Genomic DNA, 24,919 nt, shown 5'->3' with positions numbered 1-24,919 from the left:
TCAGTTGCTGAGCCACAGACTCTCGTCTATGTTTCGGATGGTTAAACTCCGTAGATTTAACCGCCGCTTTCACGTTCTATCCAAAAGAGGGTGTTACCCATCGCCTAAGATCACCATGACAACAGCCTTTCACCACGTGTACTGTTGCCATTTCTTATCTTTAAGCTGGAGTTAATACCTCAGCTAAGCAAGCTTTCCGCAAATGTTGCCATGAAACCAGGCTTTTCACATCCTTTCGTATTAAGTTTAACCTTCGATTTAGAACGTGCATAGGTCCATTCGCTTTCACGAATAAAATGACTGCCTCGGTATTGGCCGTAATAATCCAGCTCTGCTACCCCTAATCCGTCCGGATTTGCATCAACCCCGATAGCCCCATCATTTGAGGTATACTGTGCAGCTTCTTTCTCTTCAATCGTGACATGGACGTAGTACCGTTTATTCTCTCGTATGATTTCAATTTGATAAGCTTTGCCAGTCTTTAGGTAGTCAATCTCTGGGGGTTTAGGTTAGTAATGAGCTGACATATTTCCATACTGGCTTGAGAGAATCTCCACGAGTTAGGGACATTTTGACGGGATAAGGAAGTTGTTGAGCTAAATCATTCAAAGCATCTTCATCTAAGGCTTTATCAACCTTATTTAGCAAGCTTAGCATAGGTTTTTCAACGCATCCAAGTTGTTTTAGCACTTGATGGACCGCCTCAGCTTGTTGGAGGGCCTGAGGATGACTGGCATCTAAAACATGAATCAAAACATCCGCTTGTTGTACTTCTTCTAAGGTTGCAATAAAAGCATTAATCAACTGAGTGGGTAATTTTCTGATAAACCCAACCGTGTCGCTAAGCAGAACTTCCAAGGAAGAGCTTACTCTAATACTCCGAACGATGGGATCTAACGTAGCAAATAATCTATTTTCACCAAGGGGCAAATCGGAACGACTACCCGCTTGTTCCATGGCATTTTTCATGAACGTCGTTTTTCCTGCGTTAGTATAGCCTACTAAGGCAATGATGGGGAGCCCACTTCTACTTCTTTGACGGCGCTGAACTTCCCGGTGCTGAAGTACAAGTTTTAATTCTCTTTCAAGTTGGGTTATGCGATCCCGCATTCTCCGACGATCCATCTCAAGTTTTGTTTCTCCAGGACCCCGGGTGCCAACTCCTCCACCTAAACGAGAGAGTGCTTGTCCCTGACCTGTTAAATAAGGTAATAGATGCTTTAATTGAGCTAATTCAACTTGAAGTTTACCTTCCCGGGATTGAGCGCGCTGAGCAAAAATATCTAAGATCAATCCTGAACGGTCTAATACTTTCAGACCAGTTTCTGCCTCTAAGGTTCGCAACTGGGTGGTCGATAGTTCATCATCACAGATAATCACATTAGCTTCTGTTTCCTGTAAACGGTGGACAAGTTCTTCAAGTTTTCCGGTTCCAAAATAGCTGCGATTCTGGCTATAACGCCTTAATTGGACAAGTTGACCGACTACCTCAACCCCAGCTGACCGGGTTAGTTCGCGCAGTTCATCTAGATAATCCTGATTTTCTTGGTCACTTTCTTCCAGGGCAATAAGGAAAGCGCGCTCACTATTAGGAGGGGTCTGAGGTTTGGTCCCTCTCGATGTACCTTTGGAAAGTTCATTAAGAGCCTGGTTATAGTCAAAGGAATTCCAGTTTTTAGGGCTGAGATTAACGAGATAAGGATTGTCCTCGTCTGTCCGATAGGCAATTTGAATTCCCGTGAGTTGCCCATCGAGAACACCAAGGGAAGCCATACTTTCCAGCTGAAGAGAGGATAAGGCACTATGATCAAGGGGACTTAGGGAGTAGTTCCCCTTGGGATGCGTATGGATACAGCGCAAATGTTTTCCCACGGATCTTCCTTTAATCGGAGGAAGGGCTACCGTGGCATGACGGCCAACAGCCCCGGCTAACAGTGTGCCGGGACGGGAAAGATAGACAGCGATTTCCCGATTCCAAAGTTGGGTTAGGCGAATCAATTCTTCAAGAATTGTAGAATTGATAAGTTCAGTCCGTTCTGTTTTGATTTCAGAAAGATTCTTAAGTTCTTGTATCTGGCTTGCCCGAATTCCAGACAAGTCTCCCGAAATGTCCATAGCCATACAAAAAACCTCATGTTTCCTAATTTTCCTGACTGATTACACTTCAAAATGCACTCTTGCAAACGCTTTTCCACTAGAGATCTTCCAAATTTATATCTTCAGGCAAGATCTGAATTAGTTCTTCGCGACTTGAACTCGTTTTTTGGAACAGCCGAACGGCTTGTTTTCGAACTGTTTTTTCCACGAGGTTACGGACAAGCCGAGCATTCCCTGCATAACGATGGGTGTTGAGTAAGTTTTGCAGGTGGAAGCGGAGCGCATCTTCCGCCTCAGTTGTTAATTCATATTGCCGAGTTTTTAGCATCAGTTTACCGATAGCTAGTAATTCATCGAGGGTATAATCTGGAAAGTCAATATGTATAGGGAAGCGGGAACGAAGTCCAGGATTAGTCTGTAAGAACCATTCCATTTCTTGACGATATCCGGCCAAGATTAAAACAAGATTGTCTTTATTGTCCTCCATAGCCTTGACTAAGGCATCGATGGCTTCCTTGCCAAAATCTTTCTCTCCCCCTCGAGCTAAAGAATAGGCTTCATCAATAAAGAGGACGCCGCCTAAGGCCTTCTTAAGTTGCTCTCTTGTCTTTTGTGCAGTATGCCCAATATATTCACCGACTAAATCTGCCCGTTCACATTCGATCACATGTCCTTTTTGAAGAACTCCCATTTCTTTAAACAGTCGCCCGACCAAACGTGCCACTGTTGTTTTGCCGGTTCCTGGATTCCCTCTAAAAATCATATGTAAAACAAGGGGTTCTGCTATGAGTTTTTCCTGGAGTCTCCGTTTTTGGATTTCCACATAGGCTTGTAGATCTCGGATCAGACGTTTCACAATGATTAAACCGATATAGGTCTCTAATTCATCGAGAATTTCTCCGACTTTTTTATCTTTATCCTTATCTTTTTCTTGTGTAGAGTTACTCTTTCGTGCTCGGCCAATCCCCGCCATCTCAGCGGTAGGAGTGGGTTCACTTGGGTTTTTGGGGGGTAAGGGAATTTGAATGACCGGAGGTTGAGAATTGTCCGGTTTAAACGTGATACGGATTGTCATAAGTACAGGCACACCTCCCATCTTTACTAATATACGCAAGTAAAGATAAAAGGTGTCCTAGTTAAGTGTTGTTATTATTTCCCTGTTAAGCTTTTGGCGTAACGTACTCGAGAAGTATGATCTAAGAACTTCTTACGCAGTCGAACACTTTTAGGGGTGATTTCGACCAATTCATCGTCGTTAATAAATTCTAAGGATTGTTCTAAAGAAAGCTCTCTAGGCTTATCCAGGCGTAACGCTTCATCTGCTGAACTGGTACGCATATTGGTGAGCTGCTTTTTCTTACAAACGTTAACTTCAATATCCTGTTCACGTTTATTTTCTCCAACAATCATACCTCCATATACATGAAGGCCTGGATCAACAAACAATTGGCCGCGCTCTTGAGCAGAATAGAGACCGTAAGCGTTCGTTTCTCCTTCTTCGAAGGCAATCAGCGCGCCGCGATTTCGGCCTGGGATATCCCCTTTATAAGGTTCATAACCCAAGAACATATGGCTCATCATTCCCTCACCCCTGGTTTGGGATAAGAACTCTCCTCGGAAACCGATCAGGCCTCGAGCCGGAATTCGAAATTCTACGCGGAGTTGTGTTGCAGAGAGATTTATCATATTAGACATTTCAGCTTTGCGCTTACCTAATAACTCCATGACAGCTCCCAAGGAACTCTCTTGTAAATCACAGATTAAGAATTCAATGGGTTCGCATTTGACACCGTCGATCATTTTATAGATAACTTCAGGTTTAGAAACTTGAAGTTCATACCCTTCGCGACGCATGTTTTCAATTAAAATTGAGAGGTGAAGCTCTCCTCTACCAGAGACTTGAAAACTATCAGCAGAGTCTGTCTCTTCGACTCTCAGGCTGACATTTGTCTCAACTTCTTTCCAGAGACGCTCCCGAATCTTACGCGAGGTAACAAAGTGTCCTTCACGTCCGGCAAAGGGGCTGTTATTAACCATAAAATTCATGGAAAGCGTAGGCTCATCCACTTCAATGGTCGGTAAAGCTTCAGGACTAAGGGCACAGGCAACAGTTTCCCCAATATTAGCACTTGTTAATCCCGTAAGGGCTACGATTTCTCCAGCAGACGCTTCGGGCACGATTTCTCGCTTTAATCCCTCGAAAAGCATAACTTTTCCTACTCGCGTCCGTTCAAAACTTTCATCCCGCTTGATCAAGGTGATATTTTCATTTTGATGAATTGTCCCTCGAACGATACGACCAATGACGATTTTACCGACATAATCGTCATAATCTAAGGTTGTAACAAGCATTTGAAAGGGAGCATCGAGATCAACGACTGGAGCTGGAATATGCTCTAAGATAACGGAAAATAAAGGTGCCAAGGTGTCTTCCAGAGCATCAGGAGAGAGTCCTGCAATGCCTGAGCGCGCAGAGGCATAGACAACTGGAAAATCTAATTGATGGTCTTCTGCACCGAGCTCAATGAAGAGATCTAAGACTTCATCGACCACTTCAGCCGGTCGTGCATCCGGGCGGTCTATCTTATTGATGACAACAATGGGGATAAGCTTCAGTTCCAAGGCTTTTCGTAAAACGAAACGAGTTTGAGGCATCGGCCCTTCAAAGGAATCGACGATCAGAAGAACTCCATTGACCATCTGTAAGACACGTTCAACCTCTCCTCCGAAGTCAGCATGCCCTGGAGTGTCAATAATATTAATCTTTGTTCCCAGCCAATGGACAGCAGTGTTTTTTGATAAAATGGTAATACCACGTTCACGTTCTAAATCATTGGAATCCATGACGCGTTCTACAACTTGTTGGTTAGCACGGAAGGTTCCACTCTGTTTAAGCATAACGTCAACAAGGGTCGTTTTCCCATGATCAACGTGAGCGATAATTGCAATGTTTCTTAAATTTCGAGTTTCCATAGTTGGGTTGAGTTCCTTTCTTTCACTAAGATAAAAGCATATAATCTTAGGATAACATAGTCCAGTAATGAATTCAAGCATAAAGAACTAAGTTCGATCTATACCGAACTTAGTTCTTCATGCTTAGAAAATCGTCGATGATCTTGATAGTTAACTTAAGTATTTGAGTCTCCTGCACTTGCGGTATTGAAGTTAATCGGTCGAATAGGCATTACCGTTGATATGGCATGTTTATAAACCATTTGTTGTCTGCCCTCAAATTCAATGACGACCGTAAAGTTGTCAAATCCTTTAATAAGTCCCTTAAGCTGAAACCCGTTAACCAAATAAATGGTCACCGGGAGGTTTTCTCTGCGTACCTGGTTTAAAAAGGTATCTTGTAAATTGATGGGCGACTTGTTCATGATTTTTCCTCCATCACCTTATATTTCTATAATAACTATATTACACGAGTTTCGCAGGCTCTGCAAGTTTGTACGACAATCTTGAGAATCTCATTTAATTGAAGACTAATATCGTACCAGCTAATCCGAGGATCACGTCGGAACCAGGTGAATTGACGTTTGGCAAAATGACGTGTATCACGTTGGAGTAATCTTAACATTTCTGGTTGGGTGACTCTCCCTTTTAAGAACCAAATTGCATGACGATAACCGATACTTTGCAAAGGTTTTAAGGTCGGGGCATAACCGTCCTTTAAAAGAGCTAGGGTTTCTTCAATTAAACCCTGCTTTAACATTGTAACGCAGCGTTGATTTATCCGATCATAGATTACGTCTCGTGCCGCAGTGAGCCCAATATAAACAATGGCTGGATCAAGGGGCTGGTATTCATCATCTCGAAATTGACGCTGGCTGGAGAGGGTTTTTCCTGTTAGTTCAAAAACTTCAAGAGCCCTGATTATGCGCAAAACGTTGTTGGGATGGAGCTGCTCCGCAGTGACAGGATCCTGTTTCTCCAGCTCTCTATGCAGTGCCTCGTTGCCATGTAAAATAGCGAACTCCTTCCATTTGCTCCGAATTTCCTCTGAGCCGTGTTGCGAAAAATCATAGGGATCTAATAAGGAACGAATATAAAGTCCTGTTCCACCGACAACAATCGGAATATGTCCCCGGCCCCTAATCTCAGCGATCAACGAGGTTGCCAGGGATTTAAACTGAGCAGCCGTAAAAGGTTCCGTGGGATCTAAACAATCAATCAGATGATGAGGGACAAGTTGAAGCTCTTCTGCCGTCGGTTTTGCTGAACCAATATCTAATTTCTGATAGACCTGGACGGAATCTCCAGAGATTATTTCTCCACCGATGGTTTGGGCAAGTGCTATTCCCAGTGCGGTCTTACCAACTCCAGTCGGACCGATTATTACTACAAGTGGATACACCTATCCTACCTCCATTAAACTAGAATGACACCATAATCAACTGGGCTGTACTGGCCTCCGAGTAATATCTCAAAACCAAGGCGTTGGAACTCTGAGCTGTTCTTACGTTCCTTTAAGACAACCCGTTTCCGAGCGATTCGACAAGCCTCATAAATTGCCTTAGGGTCGAGTGGTTTATGCTCTGACCATTGGTGTAAGGGTTGGATTGATTTTGATTGTTGGAGAGTCTGCCTGAACATGGGATCAAAATAGACGATATCGACGGAACTAGTGGGAATTCGTCTTAAGAACTCCATGTGATCTCCCCAAGAAATTTGAATTCTATGTGAAGCGTCTGCTAAAGCAGCCCAAGCGACTTGTTTTTCTGTTTTTTTAGAATTTGTAATCAGTTCAGTAATATGGCTTAAACCATCTTGTACCATAGCGGCTAAAACCGGGGATTGTTCAAAAGCAAGGACCTTTCCAGTTTCACCGACTGCCCATGCTCCAATTAAAGCATCCGTTCCTAAGCCAAGAGTAGCATCGATCAAGGAGTCACCAGCGCTGATCTTCGTCGCTTCAAGAAACCGATCTGACCCACCTCGCCGAAGATTAATCAGACGAATCAGGGCCATGCTGGGATGAAAGGCCAGCCGTTCCGTTCCATTGGTCAAGAATACACCACGTCGAGTGATGGCTAGTTCTGGAAATCTCTCTTCCCCCCTCGGTGTAGTGATCCAGTTGCATCCGGGGTGTTGAAGAAACCAATCAAATCTCCTTTGAAGTCTCGAATCTGAATGGGTTATTTTAATATGGATGGGGAGTTCATTCACTAGCCATAAGCCCTCCCTTGTAACTTCATAAAAGCTTCTTGTTTCCTTCTTACGGTTAGTATGTCCCTGTCACAAAGCACACAAACTTCCCATCGTTAGGTGCGATAAAAACGTCTTTCTAACTCCCCACGGGACATTTTAACCATGGTAGGGCGACCATGGGGACAGGTATAAGGATTCTGAGTTTGATAAAGTCGGGCAATCAGTTGTTCCATTTCCAACAAGGACAGTGAGTCTTGGGCTTTGATGGATTCTTTGCAAGCCAAAAGATAGATCCACTCTTCCAACAGTTTGTTTAAGTTGGGTGCTGTGTTCCTCAACAACACTTCTTCGATAAACTCACGCAGCAGCTTGTCTGGTTGAGATATTCCAGTCTGGACCGGTACACCTCGTAATAAGTAGGTACGTGAGCCAAATTGTTCTAACACAAATCCCATTTCATTAAGAATCCACAAATGCTCTAAGAGAACCTGTTCTTCCTGGAGGGTGAACTCCATGGGAAGTGGTATAAGAAGTGACTGACTTGCTTGTTCTGCATGTTTGAACTCCTTTAATAATCGTTCATAGTTGATCCGTTCGTGAGCTGCATGTTGATCAATCATAAAGAGAGTTTCACCATCCGTCGCCAAGATGTAGGTGTTGAAAAGCTGTGCTAATGGCCAGATTTGAGAGAGAATATCTGGGGCATTGGGGTTGTCTGGGGTAGTTTGTTCATAGATGATAGAACCATTATCCTGAGGAACACTAGTCTTTTGCTGAGGAAGTGTACCGAAAAATTTTGCTTGATCAAAGACTTGGGGTTTCTGGGGGCTAGTCTCTGGGCTAGTCTCTGGGTAAGTCTCTTGGTAAGCCTCTTGGTAAGCCTCAGGCTTAGTATAGGTCTGAGCATTGGTTTGAGTACTCGTTTGAGCAATAAGTTGACTTTCCTTAGCATCTGTTGACAAAGGTTCGGCTATCTCACTGATTTGCATCGCTGCATTAGGGGTTGGTGTCGAGGTTAACCTAGGGGTCAATAACTGAGTGCCCTTAGGAGTTGACGGGGTTCGAATTGCAATGGAGCTAGAAGCATTTGTTGCTGAAACATCCATTCTAGGTGGGAGCGAAAAGGTAGATTTGGTCGTCTCAAAGGTCGGTAAGGGCTTACTATTTATGAGAGTTCGATAAACAGCCTGACTGATAAAATGGGTTAAGGCTTGTTCATTCTTGAACCGAACATCCATTTTTGTGGGATGAACATTCACATCATAATCTGATGGCGGAACATGCAGGTGCAGCACGACTATGGGGTGAAGCTTCGCCGGAATCAGGGTGTGATAGCCTTCCTGCAAAGCACGGCTTAAAAACGACGAACGTATACTTCGTCCGTTAATCATAAAAACTTGAGCTTGCTTAGAAGTTCGGACCAGATCCGGTGGACTGATATAGCCTTCTAAACACCACTCTTCGTGTTGCGCATGGATTGATATAAGTTGCCGCGCCATGGTATGCCCGAGGATAGATCCAATTGTTTCACGTAACTGACCACGCCCAGAGGTTTGCAAAACAACTTGCTGCGGATGAGTTAGAGAAAATGCAATCTCTGGGTGCGCCAGCGCCATGCGCCCGATGGAATCACTAATCAGCCCAAATTCCGTCGGGGTAGATTTTAAAAATTTCAATCTCGCTGGCGTATTATAAAACAAATCTCGAACTGTTACTGAGGTTCCGACCGGGCACCCGACTTCTTTAAACTCCCCTTGTTCTCCACCTTTGAGTGTTAGGCTCAATCCGGCAACTTCATCAGCAGGACGTGTGGAAATTTCCAGATTAGAAACCGAGGCAATGCTCGGTAAAGCTTCCCCTCTGAACCCGAGGGTTCGCAAATGATCGAGATCTCCAATCTCAGTGATCTTACTCGTCGCATGACGAATGACGGCTAAGGGTAAATCCGAAATGCCGATTCCGCAGCCATCATCTCGCACCCGAATTAACGGAACACCATTCCCCTCAATGGTTATGTCAATGTGTTTGGCCCCCGCGTCTATAGCGTTTTCTACCAACTCTTTAACCACAGAGGCTGGTCGTTCAACCACCTCTCCAGCAGCGATTTGGTTAGCAGAGTGTGTATCCAGAATATGAATCACCGGTGTCAAAATTCCTTCAGTCCTTCCTTACTATCCCAAACAACTAGTTTGTCATGAAGCTGATTCTGCAGGAGTCCGCTTCTGATTTTCTCGCTATGCCTATGAGTATGCTCCCAAAGGTCATAACCTGCTTGCTCGCACTCTGGGCAAGCGTGAAACGGAATTCTGACTAAGATCGATGTCTGGGGAGCGCGCCGACTTTCTATAAAGACTGTACCAGCACAATGATTACATTGTCGGATGTAATCCTGGCGGGTTTCTTGGAACCCTTCTGTGTCATAGTAAATTGAATTGGGTATATTGATCCAATTTCCTTTCGGGAAGGTGGGTTTGTTTTGAACGCTGAACTTAGGTTGAACCGCTTGATGCTGTTTTTTAAGAGCTTCAAAATATGGCTTCAAATCTGCCCACGCTAAAGTGGGGCGAGTAAGCTTCTGGGGTTCTCGAACATGATGATAATCTTCTCCAGCCAGGGCCAGTAAAATGGCCAGGTTAAGATAAGGAAGAGCTCCTTCGATGGAATATCCACCTTCCAGAACTGCCAAATCCGGTTGAAGAATTTCAGTGATCCGACCATACCCGTCTGCGGTCAGATTCATTGAGGCGAGTGGATCTGTAAAATGATTGTCCTGACCCGCCGAATTAATGATCAGCTCAGGAGCAAAGGCTTGCAGACGCGGGAGCACCCAATTTTCCATGACATAATGATAGCCTTCATCTCCCGTTCCAGGCGGTAGTGGAATGTTTAGAGTCTGATCCCAGGCATTGGGACCCCCTTTTTCATAGACAAAGCCACTGCCTGGAAAAAGTGTACGTCCATCTTGATGGATAGAAATAAAGAGAACATTGGGATCGTGATAAAAAATATCTTGAGTTCCGTCTCCATGATGGACATCCGTATCTACAATCGCAATCTTTTTTACACCATACTTGGCCCTTAAATGGTTGACCAGGATTGCCTCGTTATTCAGAGTGCAAAAGCCACGGTTCCCCCAAACCGTCGCTCCTGAATGATGTCCTGGTGGACGTGCCAAGACGAACCCATTAGAAATTTCGCCACGCATCCGTGCTTCGCCTAATAAAATGGCGCTCCCGGCGGCAATTAGATGGGCATCTAAGGAGTCCGTATGCGCCTGTGGGTTGGGGAATAAGGCTTGAGCCCGTAACCCCTGATGCAAAGATGCCACCCGGGGTGAAAACTGTTTAATTTGGGGTAAATCAAGAACCCCCTCCTCGAATAGTTGCTCTTGGGTGTAGAGGAGGCGTTCTTCACGTTCAGGATGGGAGTCTCCTAAGGACCAATCAAAGGCTGGAAAAAACAGAATTCCGGTTCGTTTCATAGGATCACCCTCCCGATCACACCAGCTCGCTGATGAGCAGCTCCATGCACAATTTGGCCCACGGTGCGATAATTTTGAACAATAGGGAAGAAATCAAAGTGCTCTTTTTCAACAGCATAAGTATCTAGGCCATACTCCTGCACTTGCCGTTGCACAAGGGTATCCAAAAACCCCTCCACTTCTTTGTGAGGTCGAAGTGAGCCTGTCCATTTACCCTGTTCTCCCGTCTCTTCTACGCGGTACTGCTTCATATAGGTATCAAGATGGAGAGTGCAATCAAAGGTAGGTCTTGCCATAGCTGTGCCAAGAGCATTGGAGATTTCTGCGCGATAGCCAAGCTTTACCGGGGTTCCCAGACGTTTTCCTAAGGCAGCCGAAATTCCTCGAGCAGCTCCGCCGGTGACTAAGGTGTGGAAGACATGGTTTTCCTGAGGATGGAGAACCTCCCACACTTTATAAGCTGGTTCTTCTTGCCACTCGCGTTTTAGAGAATCTACAGCCTCAGAAATTCTTTCGACGACTTGAGCAAGAATGGCACAGGCCAGCTCCTTCAGCTGCTGAGGGGTTCGTCCTTCCGGTGGTAAAATTGAGGCCAGACCTTCTTCAGCAAGTTGCAGATTACCATAATCTATCAGCCCCAGATACCGCATGGCATCCGTCGGAGTGGGTGCATTCCCACCTAGACAATACGCAGGACCGAGGCGATAACTTTCGAGAACAAACCCTTGATCCGTAGCATGAACGACAGAGTCTCCCCCTACCGGAATGGATCGAACGGATAAAGAGCGGACCAGTGTTGCGAAGGATCCAATGTGAGCTCCTTTAGAACTAAGTAAAGGTACTCCTGCTAGAACAAGACCCATATCCGTGGTTGTTCCGCCAATATCAACGACAATGGACGACTCCGTAGAGTCGATTTGGGTTAGAGCTGACAAAACACTGGCAGCGGGCCCAGAATAGATGGAATCGATGGGGCGAATCTTAGCAAGTGGTAAACAGCCGCCATCGGCCTTTAAGATAAATATGGGGGTCTGAATTTTTCGTGCAGCAACAGCGGTTTGTAATTGTTGGGCAAATTGATGATAGAGATCCGCTACCCCTAAGTTGAGATAGGTTGTCAGACTTCGTCGATAAAAATTTGCTTGACCCCACTCATGTCCCAGAGCAATCCGTAAGGATGGGTTCAATTGCTTAAGATAACTAGCAAGTAATTCCTCGTGAAGATAGTTCCGATGAGAGAATTTCCCGACAATGGCTACGCGGGTTGGCTTCTCGAGCAGGTCTGGCGATAGCAGTTTCTCCCATTCTTTCTGGTCAGGGGATTCAATTTCTCTGCCTCGAAAATCCATTTCTCCTGAGAGCTCCAAATAATCTACCGGCCAGGGAAGCGCATCCATTCTCATCCCCTTGCCAGAAAACAGCATTAAGTTAACCGAGGGAATTTGCTCTTGGAGAATGGCATTCGTTACCAGGGTTGTACTGACAGTGAGGCGGTCAAGCGCCTGTCCCTCTCTAATAGCTAACTTATCAAAAGCTTCCATAAGGGTATCTACTAAATTTTCTGATTGGGTGGGTACCTTGGCTGTTTGTTGGATACGACCATTGGCGATCAACACTGCGTCAGTGTAAGTTCCCCCCACATCGATACCTACTTGAATAGGCATGGTTACACCCCCTTTTATCGAGGTTCGAGGTTCGAAGTTCGAGGTTCGATCTTAAAACTCGAACATCCTACGACGAACTTAAACTTAAACCTAAACCTTTACTTTACTTTAACTTTTGACTTTTGACACTCGACTCTGTCCATTTTCCACTTACATGAAATTACTCACCTCAGAATTCGTACTTTGTTGGGGACATTCCTTTCTCAAAGAACAGCTATTACTTCAAAAAGTGTGCCCCCTTTCGAACTTCGAATCTCGAACTCGTGCTTCGTGTATGTCCCTTTCCGTTCGTACTTCGAACCTCGAACCTCGAACCTCGAGTTGTGTCTCCTTCCCGTTCGTAACTCGAACTTCGAACCTCGAACCTCGAGTTGTGTCCCCTTTCCTTTCGAACTTCGAACCTCGAACTTCGAACCTCGCGTATTGCCTCGCTAAATGCGCTCCTGTAAGTCAAAGAGATATTGAAGTGCTTGGCGAGCCGTCATGTCTTCTAAGTGGATTTGTTTAATTTCTTGTAAGAGCGGATGAGTTTGTGGAACATCGAACAGTGTAAATTGGGTCATAACTTGGGTCGGAGCAGAGCTTGCGTGTACCGGCTCGGATGATTCTAATTCCTTGAGCAAGGTCTTGGCACGTTGTAAAAGTTCTTGAGGGAGACCTGCCAGGCGCGCCACTTGAATACCATAACTACGATCTGCGCGACCCGGCAGAATTTTATGTAAAAAGACAATGTCTTCTCCCTGTTCCTTCACCCCCACATGAAGATTAAATAGCCCGGAAAAATCATCCTGTAACTGCGTCATTTCATGGTAATGGGTGGCAAAGAGCGTCTTAGGGTTAAACTCAGGCTGTTGAACTAAATACTCAGCCACGGCCCAGGCGATACTTAGTCCATCATAGGTGGCGGTCCCTCGTCCGATTTCGTCTAAGATAATTAAACTTTTGGCAGTGGCATATTTCAAAATATGCGCTACCTCATGCATCTCGACCATAAACGTACTTTGGCCAGCCGCTAAGTCATCTGAGGCACCTACTCGTGTAAAGATCCGGTCTACTTGAGAGATGATGGCCTTTTGGGCCGGCACGAAGGATCCGATTTGGGCCATCAAAACGATTAAGGCGACTTGGCGCATGTAAGTCGATTTTCCGGCCATATTGGGTCCTGTGATCAGCGCTAGATGGTGTTTCTGGGAAATAAGCGTGTCATTGGGGACAAATTTACCTGGTTCGAGCATGACTTCTACAACAGGATGACGACCTTCAGTGATCTGAATCTCCCCGTCATTAGTAATCTGAGGACGGACATAGTGATTGCGAATAGCGACCTCAGCTAAACTGACCAAGACATCCATCTCTGCTAAAACTTGAGCGATAGTCAGGATCTGCTTGGTATTTTTTCGAACACTCTCTCGAAGGACTAAAAAAAGCTCATACTCTAGTTCTTTAAGTTTATCATCAGCGCCTAAGATTTTTTGTTCATATTCTTTGAGTTCAGGAGTAATGAAACGTTCAGCATTGGAAAGAGTCTGTTTACGTTGATAGTCTGAAGGAATAAGGTGGGCATTGGCATGGGTAATCTCGATGAAATAACCAAACACTTTGTTATACCCGATCTTTAAAGAGCGAATCCCCGTGCGTTCACGTTCGAAGCTCTCAAGTTGGGCAACCCATTCTTTTCCGCCTGTCGAAATACTGCGTAATTCGTCCACCTCTTGGGAATACCCTGTTTTAATAATATTCCCATCCCGAATCGATAAGGGAGGAACTGGATTAAGCGCCTCTTGCAGGGTTGTGACGAAGGTTTCAAAGCCCTCCAATTGAGGAGCCTTGATTTTCAGAGTCTCAGCAGTGCTCGCCATTAGGAGCGTTCGTATTTCAGGAAGCAAAGCTAAGGTTTGGGTCAAGGATAACAAGTCCTTGGCATTGGCGGTTCCGTAAGAAACCTTTCCTATCAGACGTTCGAGATCATAGACCTTGGAAAAAAGCTTTAACAAATCTTTGCGCAGAAAAGAGTCCGAGGCTAATTCATCAACCGCGTTGAGTCGCCGCTCTATATCATCCTTCAGTAGTAATGGTTTATCAATCCAATGCTTGAGTAGTCTACCGCCGAAGGCGGTCTGAGTGGAGTCCAGGACAGACAGGAGAGTTCCCTTTCTCCCTACCCCTCGGAGGGATTCTGTAAGTTCCAAGTTGCGACGTGTCCATTGGTCTAAAAACATCCACTGCTCGGAACGGAAAGTTTTTATTTCAACGATATGGCTTGGATCAACGCCGGGCATTGTTTCCAATATGTAAGTCCATAAACTAGCGGCAGCACAGGCAGCAACGGGAAATTCTTGCAACAGAGTCTGTTGCCCTTCAAAGTGCTGACTTAAATTGTGACTGTAAAATGTATTACGATCCCGCAGACTACAAAAATACCCCGTCCAAAGCTTAGGTTTTTTTATGAGCTCTGGCGGAAGTAGGACTTCGGCTGGGTTTATCCGAGAAACTTCCGCGAGCAGCACATCGAGCTCAGGGGTTTGAAAAATAGTAAATTCTCCTGTGGATAGATCAAGAAAGGCTAGTCCCCAGTGCTGCTCGTGAAATACACTGGCTAGATAATGATTAGAGCGTTCTGCAAGGGATTCAGTAAGGGTTCCTGGCGAGACTATCCGGATTATGTCACGCTTGACGATGCCTTTAGAATCTTTGGCGTCTTCGACTTGTTCACAAATAGCCACCTTGTGACCGGCGTTGACGAGTTTTGATAAATAATTATCGAGAGCATGATAAGGAACGCCACACATGGCGATACGTTTCCCATCCCCTGCATCTCGGCCAGTTAAAGCGATTTGTAAGATAGGTGCAGCAAGCTCTGCATCTTCTCCAAACATTTCGTAAAAATCACCTAACCGATAAAAGAGAATTGTATCGGGTGCTTTGGCTTTAATTCCACGATATTGTCGCATCATAGGGGTGGTCATACCATGTCTTCTCCCTTATAAAAGTTTGTTGACTGATGATTCTACTCAGAGACGATAAATCCTAAAAGGGAAGAGCTACTGATTTAGCTCTTCCCTTTCGATCTCGATTCTGCGGTATTTTCTAAATTAATTCCCGCAGCCGCAGCCTCCGCCGCTGCCACACCCTCCGGGTTCGCATCCTCCTGGAGCACAACCATCATCTCCACAGGAGCAGCTATCAGAAGAACCTGCTATGGCTCCGGCAAGAATAGCATTAACACCATCTAACATTTCGGTAAACTTGTCTTGTGCTTTCATGTACGCGGCGATAGCGAGATTCGCTTCTACCTTAGCTTCAATTTCATCGACCGCATTTTTATCAATTTCAGTAGGCTCAGAGCCGCCTTGTTGTGCCTCCATAAAGCGTTCTTGAGCTTTCTGTAATTCTGCAATCAATTCTTGGGCTGAAACATCAGCAGCCATTGCATCCTCTGCACTGTGTAATTCGGCGAGCTCGGAGCTTCGAGCGATGGCATCTGCCAAGAGCCGGGCATTTTCAATAATTTCGTTTGTCATTGTATGACACCTCCGCATAATACATTCTACATAGGACAGGAGATTCCTGCTTCCATCACAAAGTTAAACAGAATTCTACTTAGATCTTTCAATTTCTCCGGTAAGTGTCCAAGATCCAGCGTCTAGTATCTTCACGTTTACCAAGGACCCGATGAGTTCTGGATGACCATTAAAAACGGCCAGTTCGTAGCCGCGTGTTCTTCCAGTTAAACGCTCAGGATTTGTCCTACTTGGACCTTCGACCAAGACTTCATAGGTTTTTCCTATCATTTTTTGCCGCCATACCAGACTCTGCTGGTTTTGCACGCTCATCAACTTCTGTAAACGTCGCTTTTTAACATCTAGCGCAATTTGATTCTCCATTTCGGCAGCAAGCGTACCAGAACGTTTGGAATACATGAAGGTAAAGGCATGACTATAATGAACTAAATTCATGATTTCCAGAGTTTGCTCGAAGTCTTCTTCCGATTCACCGGGAAACCCAACGATTACATCTGTTGTAATCCTAGCCTGGGGAAGGAGCTCATAGATTTTTTCTACTCGGCTTAAATAGTATTCCCTAGTATATTTCCGATTCATGCGCTGGAGTATGAAATTACTCCCGGATTGAATCGGTAAATGGAAGTGCTCACATAATTTCTGACCCTCAGCAACAGTTTCAATCAGCTTATCCGACAAATCCTTGGGATGTGAGGTAATAAAGCGTATCCGTAACAGATCTGCAATTTGATCTACATCCTTAAGCAAATCTGCGAAGTCATAGGCAGGCGAAAATTCTTTACCGTAGGAGTTTACGTTTTGTCCTAGTAAGGTGACTTCGCGACAACCGCTGTCCACCAGGTCTTTAATTTCTTGAATGATTTCCTCAGGTTTGCGACTCCGTTCCCGGCCTCGCACATGTGGAACAATACAATATGAACAAAAGTTATCGCAACCGTACATAATATTAACGTTCGCTTGCAGTTTACCTTTCTCAGCGAGGGGAGTAGATTCCAGGGTTAATTTGGGTTCAGTCCAAACTTCGGCGACTTTTCCGCCTTGTTCTACCTGATGTAAGAGATCCGAAAAATTGTGTAAATTATGAGTTCCTGTCCAAATATCTATAAACGGTGCTCGTTTACGCAAGCGTTCCACGGCACCAGGTTGTTGAACCATACAGCCACTAATGGCAATTTTCAGATGGGGGTTTCTTTCCTTTAGTTTTTTAAGCTCTCCTATTTTCCCGAGTATTCTATTTTCTGCACTCTCTCTTACGCAACAGGTATTTAAGATCACTAAATCTGCATTTTCAAGTTCTTCAGAACTCTGATAGCCTTCTTGCCTAGTAATTTCCGTCAAGGTTTCAGCATCACGTTCAGACATTTGGCAACCATAGGCAATAGTAACTACCTTCTTACCCTTTTCCAAGTTAGTCAACTCCTAAATCATACCCTTATTGTTATAGTCTTATTATATAGTTTTTTTTCTGAGCGAACAATTTTCAGTCAATTCCGTCTCACCATAACAAAAGCATTAGACATCAAATCTAATGCTTCTATCACTTAATTATATTATATCCTAACTTGACTCTCTTCGTTTCGCAAGTCGTGCCTGTCTTTTTAAATAACGAGAGGCGTTTCTTTTATGATTGATAAATACAACAATGCCTACCATCGCCATCGCTCCAAAGAACCAAGATGTTTGAAAAGAACCCACGGTCTGATATGGAATTTTTGGTTGAACTGCCCGTGAGGTTTTTAAAGGAAATGTGTCTAAATGCGTAATACCATCTAAAACTGCAACTTGAGCTACCACTTGCCCTTCTTCTACTGAGGATAATGTACCCAAATTTAAAGGGGATACACGAAGATCTAACGTTTTCTGCTGTTCGCCAAGTTTCTGGGTAATATAGATAGGACGGTCAAGTATAAGGTCAACGGATTGACTATCAACCGTAATGGATGCCATTGCGGCACCTTTAGGTTTATAAACAATAGTTTCAAATTCAGTAAATCCATATTCAAACATGTTTTCCATATCTGTATAGATTTCTTTGCCTGGTGATTTGAGAATGACACCAATTAATTGACGTCCATCCTTGGAAGCCGAGGCCACTAGACAATTTTGGGCAGCAGCCGTATATCCCAATTTGATGCCATCAACAGCAGCATCCATCCATAATAGTTTGTTTTGATTGACCAAAAGTGAAGGCACATTTTCTTTGGAGCGAGAAATGGTTTTTGACTTAGTACGAACATACTCAGCAAAGATAGGATTTTGATAAGCAACACGGGCGATAAGGGCAAGATCATGTGCTGTGGTGACATGTCCTTGCTCGGTTAAACCACTCGGATTCTTAAAATGAGTTTGAAGAGCTCCGATTTCTTGAGCACGTTGATTCATCATTTCGACGAAGTGCGGTAGGTCACCACCGACATGCTCAGCAATAGTTACTGCAGCATCATTGGCTGAGTTTAACAGTGTTGCATGGAGAAGATCCTGTAATGATAGCTTTTCACCTGGTTCAAGGTATATCCGTGTACCATAGACAAGCTTATTATTTAACATAGTAGGACTTGCTGTCACAATGTCATTCAAATTACCACGTTCAATAGCTAATAATCCAGTCATAATCTTGGTTGTGCTGGCAGGTGCAAGAGGCTGATCAGGGTTTTTCATAAAGAGCGTTTGTCCTGATAATACATCAATTAAATAAGCCCCTTCTCCCTGCACTATTGGCAAAGTACCCTTTGTTGATGACGAGCCTAGGGCAATTATCGGGGTAATGCTAAACATCAAAAATAAGGCTAGCAAGAAAGCTGCGATGGATTTCAACTAAGTTTCTCTCCTATTCTGTGTTTTAACGTTGATAAAAAAGTGCCAGTGTACCAGGACCTGTATGGCTTCCAATGACACAGCCCACTTCACTAATTATGACATCCTTTACTTTGAAGTGCTGATGGATTTCATTGGCTAAGATCTGAGCATCTTCATAACATGTTGAATGGGATATTCCAATCACTTGCTGTTCAGGGAACGTGATTTCCTGTTCCATAACTTCGACTAATTTTTTAATTGCGGCACGGCGAGTACGGACTTTAGCAAAAGGTTCTATCTTGCCATCCGGGGTAATATGCAAGACGGGCTTGACATCAAGCAATCCACCAATAAACCCAGCCGTTTTGCTGACTCTTCCCCCTTTTACGAGGTAGTCTAGCACGTCTAGGGTAAAAACATAACGCATTTTTTGGCGGAAAGCAAGTATTATTTCTTCCGCTTCCTCCCAGGAAGTTACGGAAGACAGAGTTTTTTGGGCAAATATAGCGAGTAAGCCATACCCAAATGATGCACCCAGGCTATCGATAATATGCACTCGCTCTGGAGCAGACGTCATTTCGCGTACCATATTAGCCGTCGAAACAGTTGCACTCAAGCCTGATGAAAGATGAATAGCCACCACGTCGTATCCAGCGGATAAAGCCTTTTCATATTCTTCTAATAAGTTGTTCGGATTTGGCTGGGATGTTTTAGGTAATTCCTTAAACTCAGCAAATTGCGCGTAAAACTCTTTGTTGAAAAGGTTAACCCCTTCCAGAAAGCTCTTGCCATCAATGGTTACGGGCATTGGTACAGTAACGATCCCCGCAGAGACTGCCATGTTGAAGGGGATGTCCGACGAGCTGTCTACTATCACTTTGAAGGACATAAACAACCTCCTTCTCAATAAAACTCCTAAATTCTGTAATACATAAGTATTCTCGGTCAACAAGAATTATCCTGCACGAAGTTAGACAAAAAATAAATGCCCATCGATATTGATGGGCATACTTGATTATAATTAAATTCCCTTATATAAGTAAACGTTTTTTCTACGCTAATATTTTTGGATAATTGCATGTTGTCCAAGAGAAGCCATCAAGGTTGGAAGTTCTTGGTTCTGTACGACCCTGTAATTAACTTCTTCTCCTTCAATCCACGTAACTAGATACATAGAATCCCTTCTCTCTTTGTATTTTGTATACATGATAACATAACACAAAGAGTAATGCAATCAGTTTTGGCAGATCCCTGCTTGCTTTTCAAGCACACTTTCTAAACTTTTCCATATTTCATACTTACGTACATCTGTAGCGCGACCTGCCTTGTTCATAAATACATGGACCGTCTTTCCTTCTGCCATCAAAGTTTCTTCAAGGAAAACTCGATAAGAAAACGTTACCCTTCTGGACGTCATCTGTTCTATCTCAGTAACAATAATCAACTCATCGTCATAGCGTGTGGGTTTTCGATAGCGGCAACTGGCTTCTACGACAGCTAATCCTATACCCTGTTCCTCAAACTTAGTATAGGGAAGATTTAATTCCCGGAACAATTCTGTTCTTCCAACCTCAAACCAAATAAGGTAATTTGAATGATAGACAATCCCCATTTGATCAGTTTCAGCATAACGAACTCTTAAGTGTGTTTTGGAAAGCAATCCCATTTAAAAATCCTCCTAGGTATCTTATATAAAGCAAATAGTATTTTGGCATATTATAGCACTCTTGGCTTAGTATAGGAATTATTTGAATTATTTTCGAAGCATGTTATAATGCAAAAAATGATAACCTTTACTATGGTAAGATGAAAGGAGATTCTTAATTGAGTACTTCACCTATCAATATAATTATTGAGCGTATCAACGAACTATCAAAAAAGAAGCGCGCCACTAGTTTAGAAGAGTGGGAACGCGCCGAGCAGGAAGCGTTGCGACAGGAATATTTATCATTTATTCGTGATCAAGTTAAAGATACCTTAAGTAACGTTAAATTTGCTGAGGATTCTCCAGTACAGTAGTAAGTTTTGTCACCATCCCAAGAAGATGTATTTGTTTAGACTATTAGGCAAATAATATCATCAGATTAGTCGTCTGATTATTATTAAAAGGAGGAGATCCTTTTGCCTGAACGTATTTTGAAGTATGGAGGAGTAAAATTCCGAAATCTTGTTCCCCCTGTTAAGATTAATCGGTTTGTCAATCAATTACCTCGTTTCAAACGAGACTCTCTCTTCGAAATTGCGAACGAATTAGAAGGAGCGGGTTTAATAGAGGTTTTTAACGACCGTGCCCATAGTACTATCGATAAAGATACTATTGACAATCAAATGACGAATACCGGAAATTTTGATCACGAACTCCAAGGCTTTAAAAGACATACTAAGGACACTTTAAATCTACCTAAATAGTAGAACACCTTAAATTCATCAAAATAGCAGCTAAAACTCTAATTCTCTGCATAGATAAACGCGTATAGTCGACGGTGGTCGGCTATACGCGTTTTAGTGTATCCGATTTCCAGACCCCTACATAAGTAAGGTTACTTAAGATCAGAAGTCTCGATGTCAGCTTTAGCCGAAAAGTATTAGCTGAAAGAGTTATCGGTTTTAGACCTCACCTATTAGGCAAGTAAAATATTAACACCTAAAAGAGTAAGCTCTTCCTTGATCGATGTCGATAGTCCAGAGTCTGTTACGAGTGTATGAACACTGTCCCAAAGGGCAAAGGTATGATAACGAACTTGCCCTATCTTGGCACTATGGGCAACAAGAATAACGTCTTTTGCTACTTTAAGCATCGTTTGTTTAACTTCTGATTCTAACATGTTTGCCGTCGATAATCCTCGTGCGACATTTACGCCGGTTGCTCCTAAAAATAGTTTATCAGCATTGAAGCCCTCTAAAAACCCTCGGGTCATTGGACCGACCAGAGCGAAGGTATTTGTGCGGACTTCTCCACCTGTCATAAGGACTGTAATCTCTTCTCGATTACCTAGAACACTAGCAATTGGTAGAGAATTGGTGATTACAGTACATTTTGTGTGTATAGCCTGGGCAACGGCTAGAGTCGTAGTCCCAGCGTCCAGAATAATGGAATCCCCTTCATTAATCAAAGTTGCAGCTAATTGGCCTATTCTAGCCTTTTCTCGCTCGGCCTCTCCCATGCTCATCATCAACAAAGTATCCATTGGGGTAATAGGAGGATAAATCGCTCGTCCGTGTTGGCGTTGAATTAAACCCAACGCAGCAAGGTTCTTGAGATCTCGACGAATGGTCATTTCAGATACTTTTAACCGCTGTGCTAATTCTGTAACGGTCAAATTTCCATGTTCTTGGAGTAAGAAATGAATCTCATCCTGCCTTTCAGAACTCACGAATTCCCTCCTCTCATAATTTATAGAATACTAATCGAGCCTTCATACATCATTCCGGATAAGGAGTCGACCGTCAAAGTCTGACCATCGGTTACCTTAGAAAAGGCATCAAAAGCTCCTACAATTGCTGGAATTCCATATTGTAAGGCTGCAATAGCAGCGTGTGATGTCAAACCACCCTCAACAACGACCAAGGCTCCAGCTCGAGCAATGAGTGGGACAAACCTTGCATCAGTAGTCTCTGCAATTAGAATATCTCCATCCTTAAAATCGTCTCGCTCTGGATTCCGTACTTTGCGTGCGATACCGGAATAGGACTTGCGCCCAATACCTGTCCCTTTGGCCAAAATATTGCCCATGATCTGTACTTTGATCATATTTGTCGAGCCTACTTTACCAATCGGAACGCCGGCAGTAATGACTACCACATCCCCCGCATTAATGATCTTTTTGTTGAGAGATGTATTGACAGCTACAGACAACATTTCGTCCGTTCCTGCGCTTTGTGGGACAATCAGAGATTGAACACCCCATTGCAGGGATAGTTGCCTAGCGGTCGTTTCAAAGGGCGTCGCGGCAACAATCAAGGCGCTGGGACGATACTTAGAGATCATTCGCGCAGTCAAGCCTGAGTGGGTTGGGGTCAGAATAGCAGCGGCTTGGAGGTCATTGGCAATAGTATAACTTGCAAAACTTATGGCCTCAGCGACATTAATTTGGGGTTGTCGAATAGCTTGACGGTCAGAACAGATCTGTTCGGTTCTCTGAGCGATCTTATCCATCATCTGAACTGCTTCCACTGGGAAAAGCCCTGCTGCAGTTTCACCGGATAACATGATGGCATCAGTTCCATCGAGAATTGCATTAGCAACATCACTAGCCTCAGCCCTAGTGGGTCTCGGCTGACGGATCATTGAATCAAGCATCTGAGTGGCGACAATAACCGGCTTGCCTAGTAAGTTGGATTTGCGGATCATTTCCTTCTGCCTGATCGGAACTTCTTCCACAGGGATCTCAACTCCAAGATCTCCGCGTGCAACCATTAGACCATCGGCAACCTCAAGAATTGCGTCTAGATTATTGATCCCTTCTTGACTTTCAATCTTGGCAATGATGTGCACATTAGCTTCCATTTCCTCAACAACCCTGCGCACATCCAAAATATTGATCGCTCTACGAGTAAAAGACGCTGCAATAAAGTCAATCCCTTGGGAGATTCCAAAGCGAATATCTTCAATATCTCTTTCCGTAACTGCAGGTAGATCAATCAGCGCCCCTGGCGCATTAACCCCTTTTTGAGACTTAAGAATTCCACCATTCCGAACCGTTGTGCGAATGATTTTATGATCAATCGAGGTGACTTCTAAATCGATTTGTCCATCATCAATCAGAATATGAGTACCTGGGTTGATTTTTCTCCATAAATCAGTATAAGTAATTCCAACACGCTGCTGGTCACCTAGACTTAGATCTGTATCCAATGAGAATTCAGATCCATTTTCAAGAGTAATACCCCCCTCAGGAACTTTACCAGTCCGTACTTCCGGCCCTTTAGTATCGAGAAGAATGCCTAGATGTTTCCCGATCCTGGCAGCTTCCTCTCGCAAAATCTTGATCCTGTGACCATGTTCTTCGTGGGTTCCATGTGAAAAATTCAGACGAGCTACATTCATTCCTGCAGCTAGAAGAGCTTGAACCTTTTCTCTAGATTCACTTGCCGGACCGATGGTACAGACGATTTTAGTTCTCCTCATGGTGCATTACCTCCAAAGCCTACAAGCCTTTATTTACAATGAGCTTCACTAAATCCACAATGCGGTTAGAGTAGCCACTCTCATTATCATACCAAGCTAAGACCTTAACCATGCGATCACCCATCATCATCGTCGATAAGCCATCGACGATTGAACTGGCCGGATTACCATTAAAATCAATGGAGACTAGCGGTAATTCGCAAAATTCCAAGATTCCTTTTAAAGGACCCTCAGCAGCTTGACGTAAAGCAGCATTGACTTCTTCTTTGGTTGTAGGTTTAGTCAAGTTTGCCACAAAGTCAACTAAAGAGACATTAGGGGTTGGAACTCGAACGGCTAAGCCATTCATTTTACCTTCTAATTCAGGTAGAACAAGAGTAACTGCTTTGGCTGCACCAGTGGTTGTTGGTATCATGGATTGGTATGCAGCTCTGGATCTACGCCAATCTGAATGTTCAAGGTCTAAAATGCGTTGGTCATTGGTGACTGAGTGAGTAGTCGTCATCATTCCTTGTTCAATTCCAAACTTGTCAAGTAAGACTTTGGCTACAGGTGCCAGGCAGTTCGTAGTACAGGATGCATTAGAAATAATATGGTGCTTCTGGGCATCATATTTATCTTCATTGACCCCTAAGACAATCGTGATATCTTCATTTTTTGCTGGTGCGGATATAATAACCTTTTTGGCTCCAGCTGTAAGATGTTGAGCAGCAGCGTCACGTTTTGTAAAACGTCCGGTTGACTCGATGACGATATCTACGCCAAGTTTACTCCAAGGTAAATCTTGGGGATTTCTCTCTGCTAAAATTTCGATGCGTTTACCATCAATAATCATAGTCCTGCCATCGATTTCTACTGAATTCGGAAGAATTCCATGAACTGAATCGTACTTGAACAAATGCGCAAGTAAATCTGGACTTCCTAAATCATTAATAGCTACCACTTCAAAAGGAACAGATTGTTTTAGTGCTGCCCGTAGGGTAAGTCGACCAATTCTACCGAAACCATTAATTGCTACCTTTAAACTCATTTGTTGACCTCCTCATATTATCCGGCCTTTAAATCCGGTTCGTGCATTAAACAA

General features: G+C 43.8%; 20 protein-coding genes. 2 read left to right on the top strand and 18 right to left on the bottom strand.

Going from position 1 to position 24,919, the window contains the following annotated elements; all coding sequences use genetic code 11:
- Positions 1–504: 504 nt before the first annotated feature.
- From hflX to JL57_RS11730, 15 genes are all read right to left on the bottom strand, one after another.
- On the bottom strand, positions 505–2,115 hold the full coding sequence (gene hflX / locus JL57_RS11800) for a GTPase HflX (protein ID WP_034142295.1): 1,611 nt from the start codon (positions 2,113–2,115) through the stop codon (positions 505–507).
- 79 nt (positions 2,116–2,194) lie between these two features.
- A complete protein-coding gene (locus tag JL57_RS11795) occupies positions 2,195–3,172 on the bottom strand; it encodes an AAA family ATPase (RefSeq protein WP_034142243.1) in 978 nt (325 codons plus the stop codon).
- A gap of 74 nt (positions 3,173–3,246) precedes the next feature.
- The gene (gene typA, locus JL57_RS11790; RefSeq protein ID WP_034142242.1) at positions 3,247–5,070 is read right to left on the bottom strand and encodes a translational GTPase TypA; all 1,824 of its coding nucleotides are present in this window, start codon (positions 5,068–5,070) and stop codon (positions 3,247–3,249) included.
- Positions 5,071–5,225: 155 nt separating this feature from the next.
- A complete protein-coding gene (gene hfq, locus JL57_RS11785) occupies positions 5,226–5,474 on the bottom strand; it encodes an RNA chaperone Hfq (RefSeq protein WP_034142241.1) in 249 nt (82 codons plus the stop codon).
- Positions 5,475–5,509: 35 nt separating this feature from the next.
- On the bottom strand, positions 5,510–6,451 hold the full coding sequence (gene miaA, locus JL57_RS11780; protein ID WP_034142240.1) for a tRNA (adenosine(37)-N6)-dimethylallyltransferase MiaA: 942 nt from the start codon (positions 6,449–6,451) through the stop codon (positions 5,510–5,512).
- A 14-nt stretch (positions 6,452–6,465) separates the two neighbouring features.
- Entirely contained in the window at positions 6,466–7,263 is a 798-nt protein-coding gene (locus JL57_RS11775; RefSeq protein WP_034142239.1) for a class I SAM-dependent methyltransferase, read from the bottom strand.
- A 95-nt stretch (positions 7,264–7,358) separates the two neighbouring features.
- Positions 7,359–9,395, bottom strand: coding sequence for a DNA mismatch repair endonuclease MutL (gene mutL, locus JL57_RS11770; RefSeq protein ID WP_034142238.1), 2,037 nt, complete (start codon positions 9,393–9,395; stop codon positions 7,359–7,361).
- Positions 9,392–10,726: a histone deacetylase gene (locus JL57_RS11765; protein WP_034142237.1), complete on the bottom strand. Its 1,335-nt coding sequence runs from the start codon at positions 10,724–10,726 to the stop codon at positions 9,392–9,394. The genes mutL and JL57_RS11765 overlap by 4 nt, the downstream gene beginning before the upstream one ends.
- The gene (locus JL57_RS11760) at positions 10,723–12,390 is read right to left on the bottom strand and encodes a hydantoinase/oxoprolinase family protein (protein ID WP_034142236.1); all 1,668 of its coding nucleotides are present in this window, start codon (positions 12,388–12,390) and stop codon (positions 10,723–10,725) included. The genes JL57_RS11765 and JL57_RS11760 overlap by 4 nt, the downstream gene beginning before the upstream one ends.
- Positions 12,391–12,821: 431 nt before the next feature.
- On the bottom strand, positions 12,822–15,356 hold the full coding sequence (mutS, locus tag JL57_RS11755) for a DNA mismatch repair protein MutS (protein WP_034142235.1): 2,535 nt from the start codon (positions 15,354–15,356) through the stop codon (positions 12,822–12,824).
- Positions 15,357–15,482: 126 nt separating this feature from the next.
- Entirely contained in the window at positions 15,483–15,911 is a 429-nt protein-coding gene (locus tag JL57_RS11750; protein ID WP_034142234.1) for a YlbF family regulator, read from the bottom strand.
- A 75-nt stretch (positions 15,912–15,986) separates the two neighbouring features.
- Positions 15,987–17,327: a tRNA (N6-isopentenyl adenosine(37)-C2)-methylthiotransferase MiaB gene (gene miaB / locus JL57_RS11745; protein WP_034142233.1), complete on the bottom strand. Its 1,341-nt coding sequence runs from the start codon at positions 17,325–17,327 to the stop codon at positions 15,987–15,989.
- Between the two features lie 141 nt (positions 17,328–17,468).
- Positions 17,469–18,725, bottom strand: coding sequence for a D-alanyl-D-alanine carboxypeptidase family protein (locus JL57_RS11740; RefSeq protein WP_034142232.1), 1,257 nt, complete (start codon positions 18,723–18,725; stop codon positions 17,469–17,471).
- A gap of 25 nt (positions 18,726–18,750) precedes the next feature.
- Positions 18,751–19,596, bottom strand: coding sequence for a DegV family protein (locus tag JL57_RS11735; protein WP_034142231.1), 846 nt, complete (start codon positions 19,594–19,596; stop codon positions 18,751–18,753).
- Positions 19,597–19,941: 345 nt separating this feature from the next.
- Positions 19,942–20,373, bottom strand: a complete 432-nt coding sequence (locus tag JL57_RS11730) for a thioesterase family protein (protein ID WP_034142230.1) — start codon at positions 20,371–20,373, stop codon at positions 19,942–19,944.
- A gap of 158 nt (positions 20,374–20,531) precedes the next feature.
- Between JL57_RS11730 and JL57_RS11725 the strand changes: the two genes are divergently transcribed.
- Both JL57_RS11725 and JL57_RS11720 read left to right on the top strand, forming a co-directional pair.
- On the top strand, positions 20,532–20,726 hold the full coding sequence (locus tag JL57_RS11725) for a DUF896 domain-containing protein (RefSeq protein WP_045691598.1): 195 nt from the start codon (positions 20,532–20,534) through the stop codon (positions 20,724–20,726).
- A 102-nt stretch (positions 20,727–20,828) separates the two neighbouring features.
- Positions 20,829–21,116: a hypothetical protein gene (locus JL57_RS11720; protein WP_034142229.1), complete on the top strand. Its 288-nt coding sequence runs from the start codon at positions 20,829–20,831 to the stop codon at positions 21,114–21,116.
- 212 nt (positions 21,117–21,328) lie between these two features.
- Here the strand turns inward: JL57_RS11720 and JL57_RS11715 are convergent, their stop codons facing one another.
- Genes JL57_RS11715 through gap form a run of 3 tightly spaced genes read right to left on the bottom strand, consistent with a single transcriptional unit; the run spans position 21,329 to position 24,865 of the window.
- Positions 21,329–22,081: a DeoR/GlpR family DNA-binding transcription regulator gene (locus JL57_RS11715; RefSeq protein WP_034142228.1), complete on the bottom strand. Its 753-nt coding sequence runs from the start codon at positions 22,079–22,081 to the stop codon at positions 21,329–21,331.
- Positions 22,082–22,101: 20 nt separating this feature from the next.
- Positions 22,102–23,835, bottom strand: a complete 1,734-nt coding sequence (pyk, locus tag JL57_RS11710; RefSeq protein WP_034142227.1) for a pyruvate kinase — start codon at positions 23,833–23,835, stop codon at positions 22,102–22,104.
- A 19-nt stretch (positions 23,836–23,854) separates the two neighbouring features.
- Positions 23,855–24,865 (bottom strand): type I glyceraldehyde-3-phosphate dehydrogenase, encoded by a 1,011-nt coding sequence (gap, locus tag JL57_RS11705; RefSeq protein WP_034142226.1) that lies wholly within the window; start codon positions 24,863–24,865, stop codon positions 23,855–23,857.
- Between the last annotated feature and the right edge of the window lie 54 nt (positions 24,866–24,919).

Source organism: Desulfosporosinus sp. BICA1-9 (assembly GCF_000802135.1).
The sequence above is the reverse complement of the archived record's forward strand: the minus strand, read 5'-3'. Positions and strand labels throughout refer to the sequence as shown.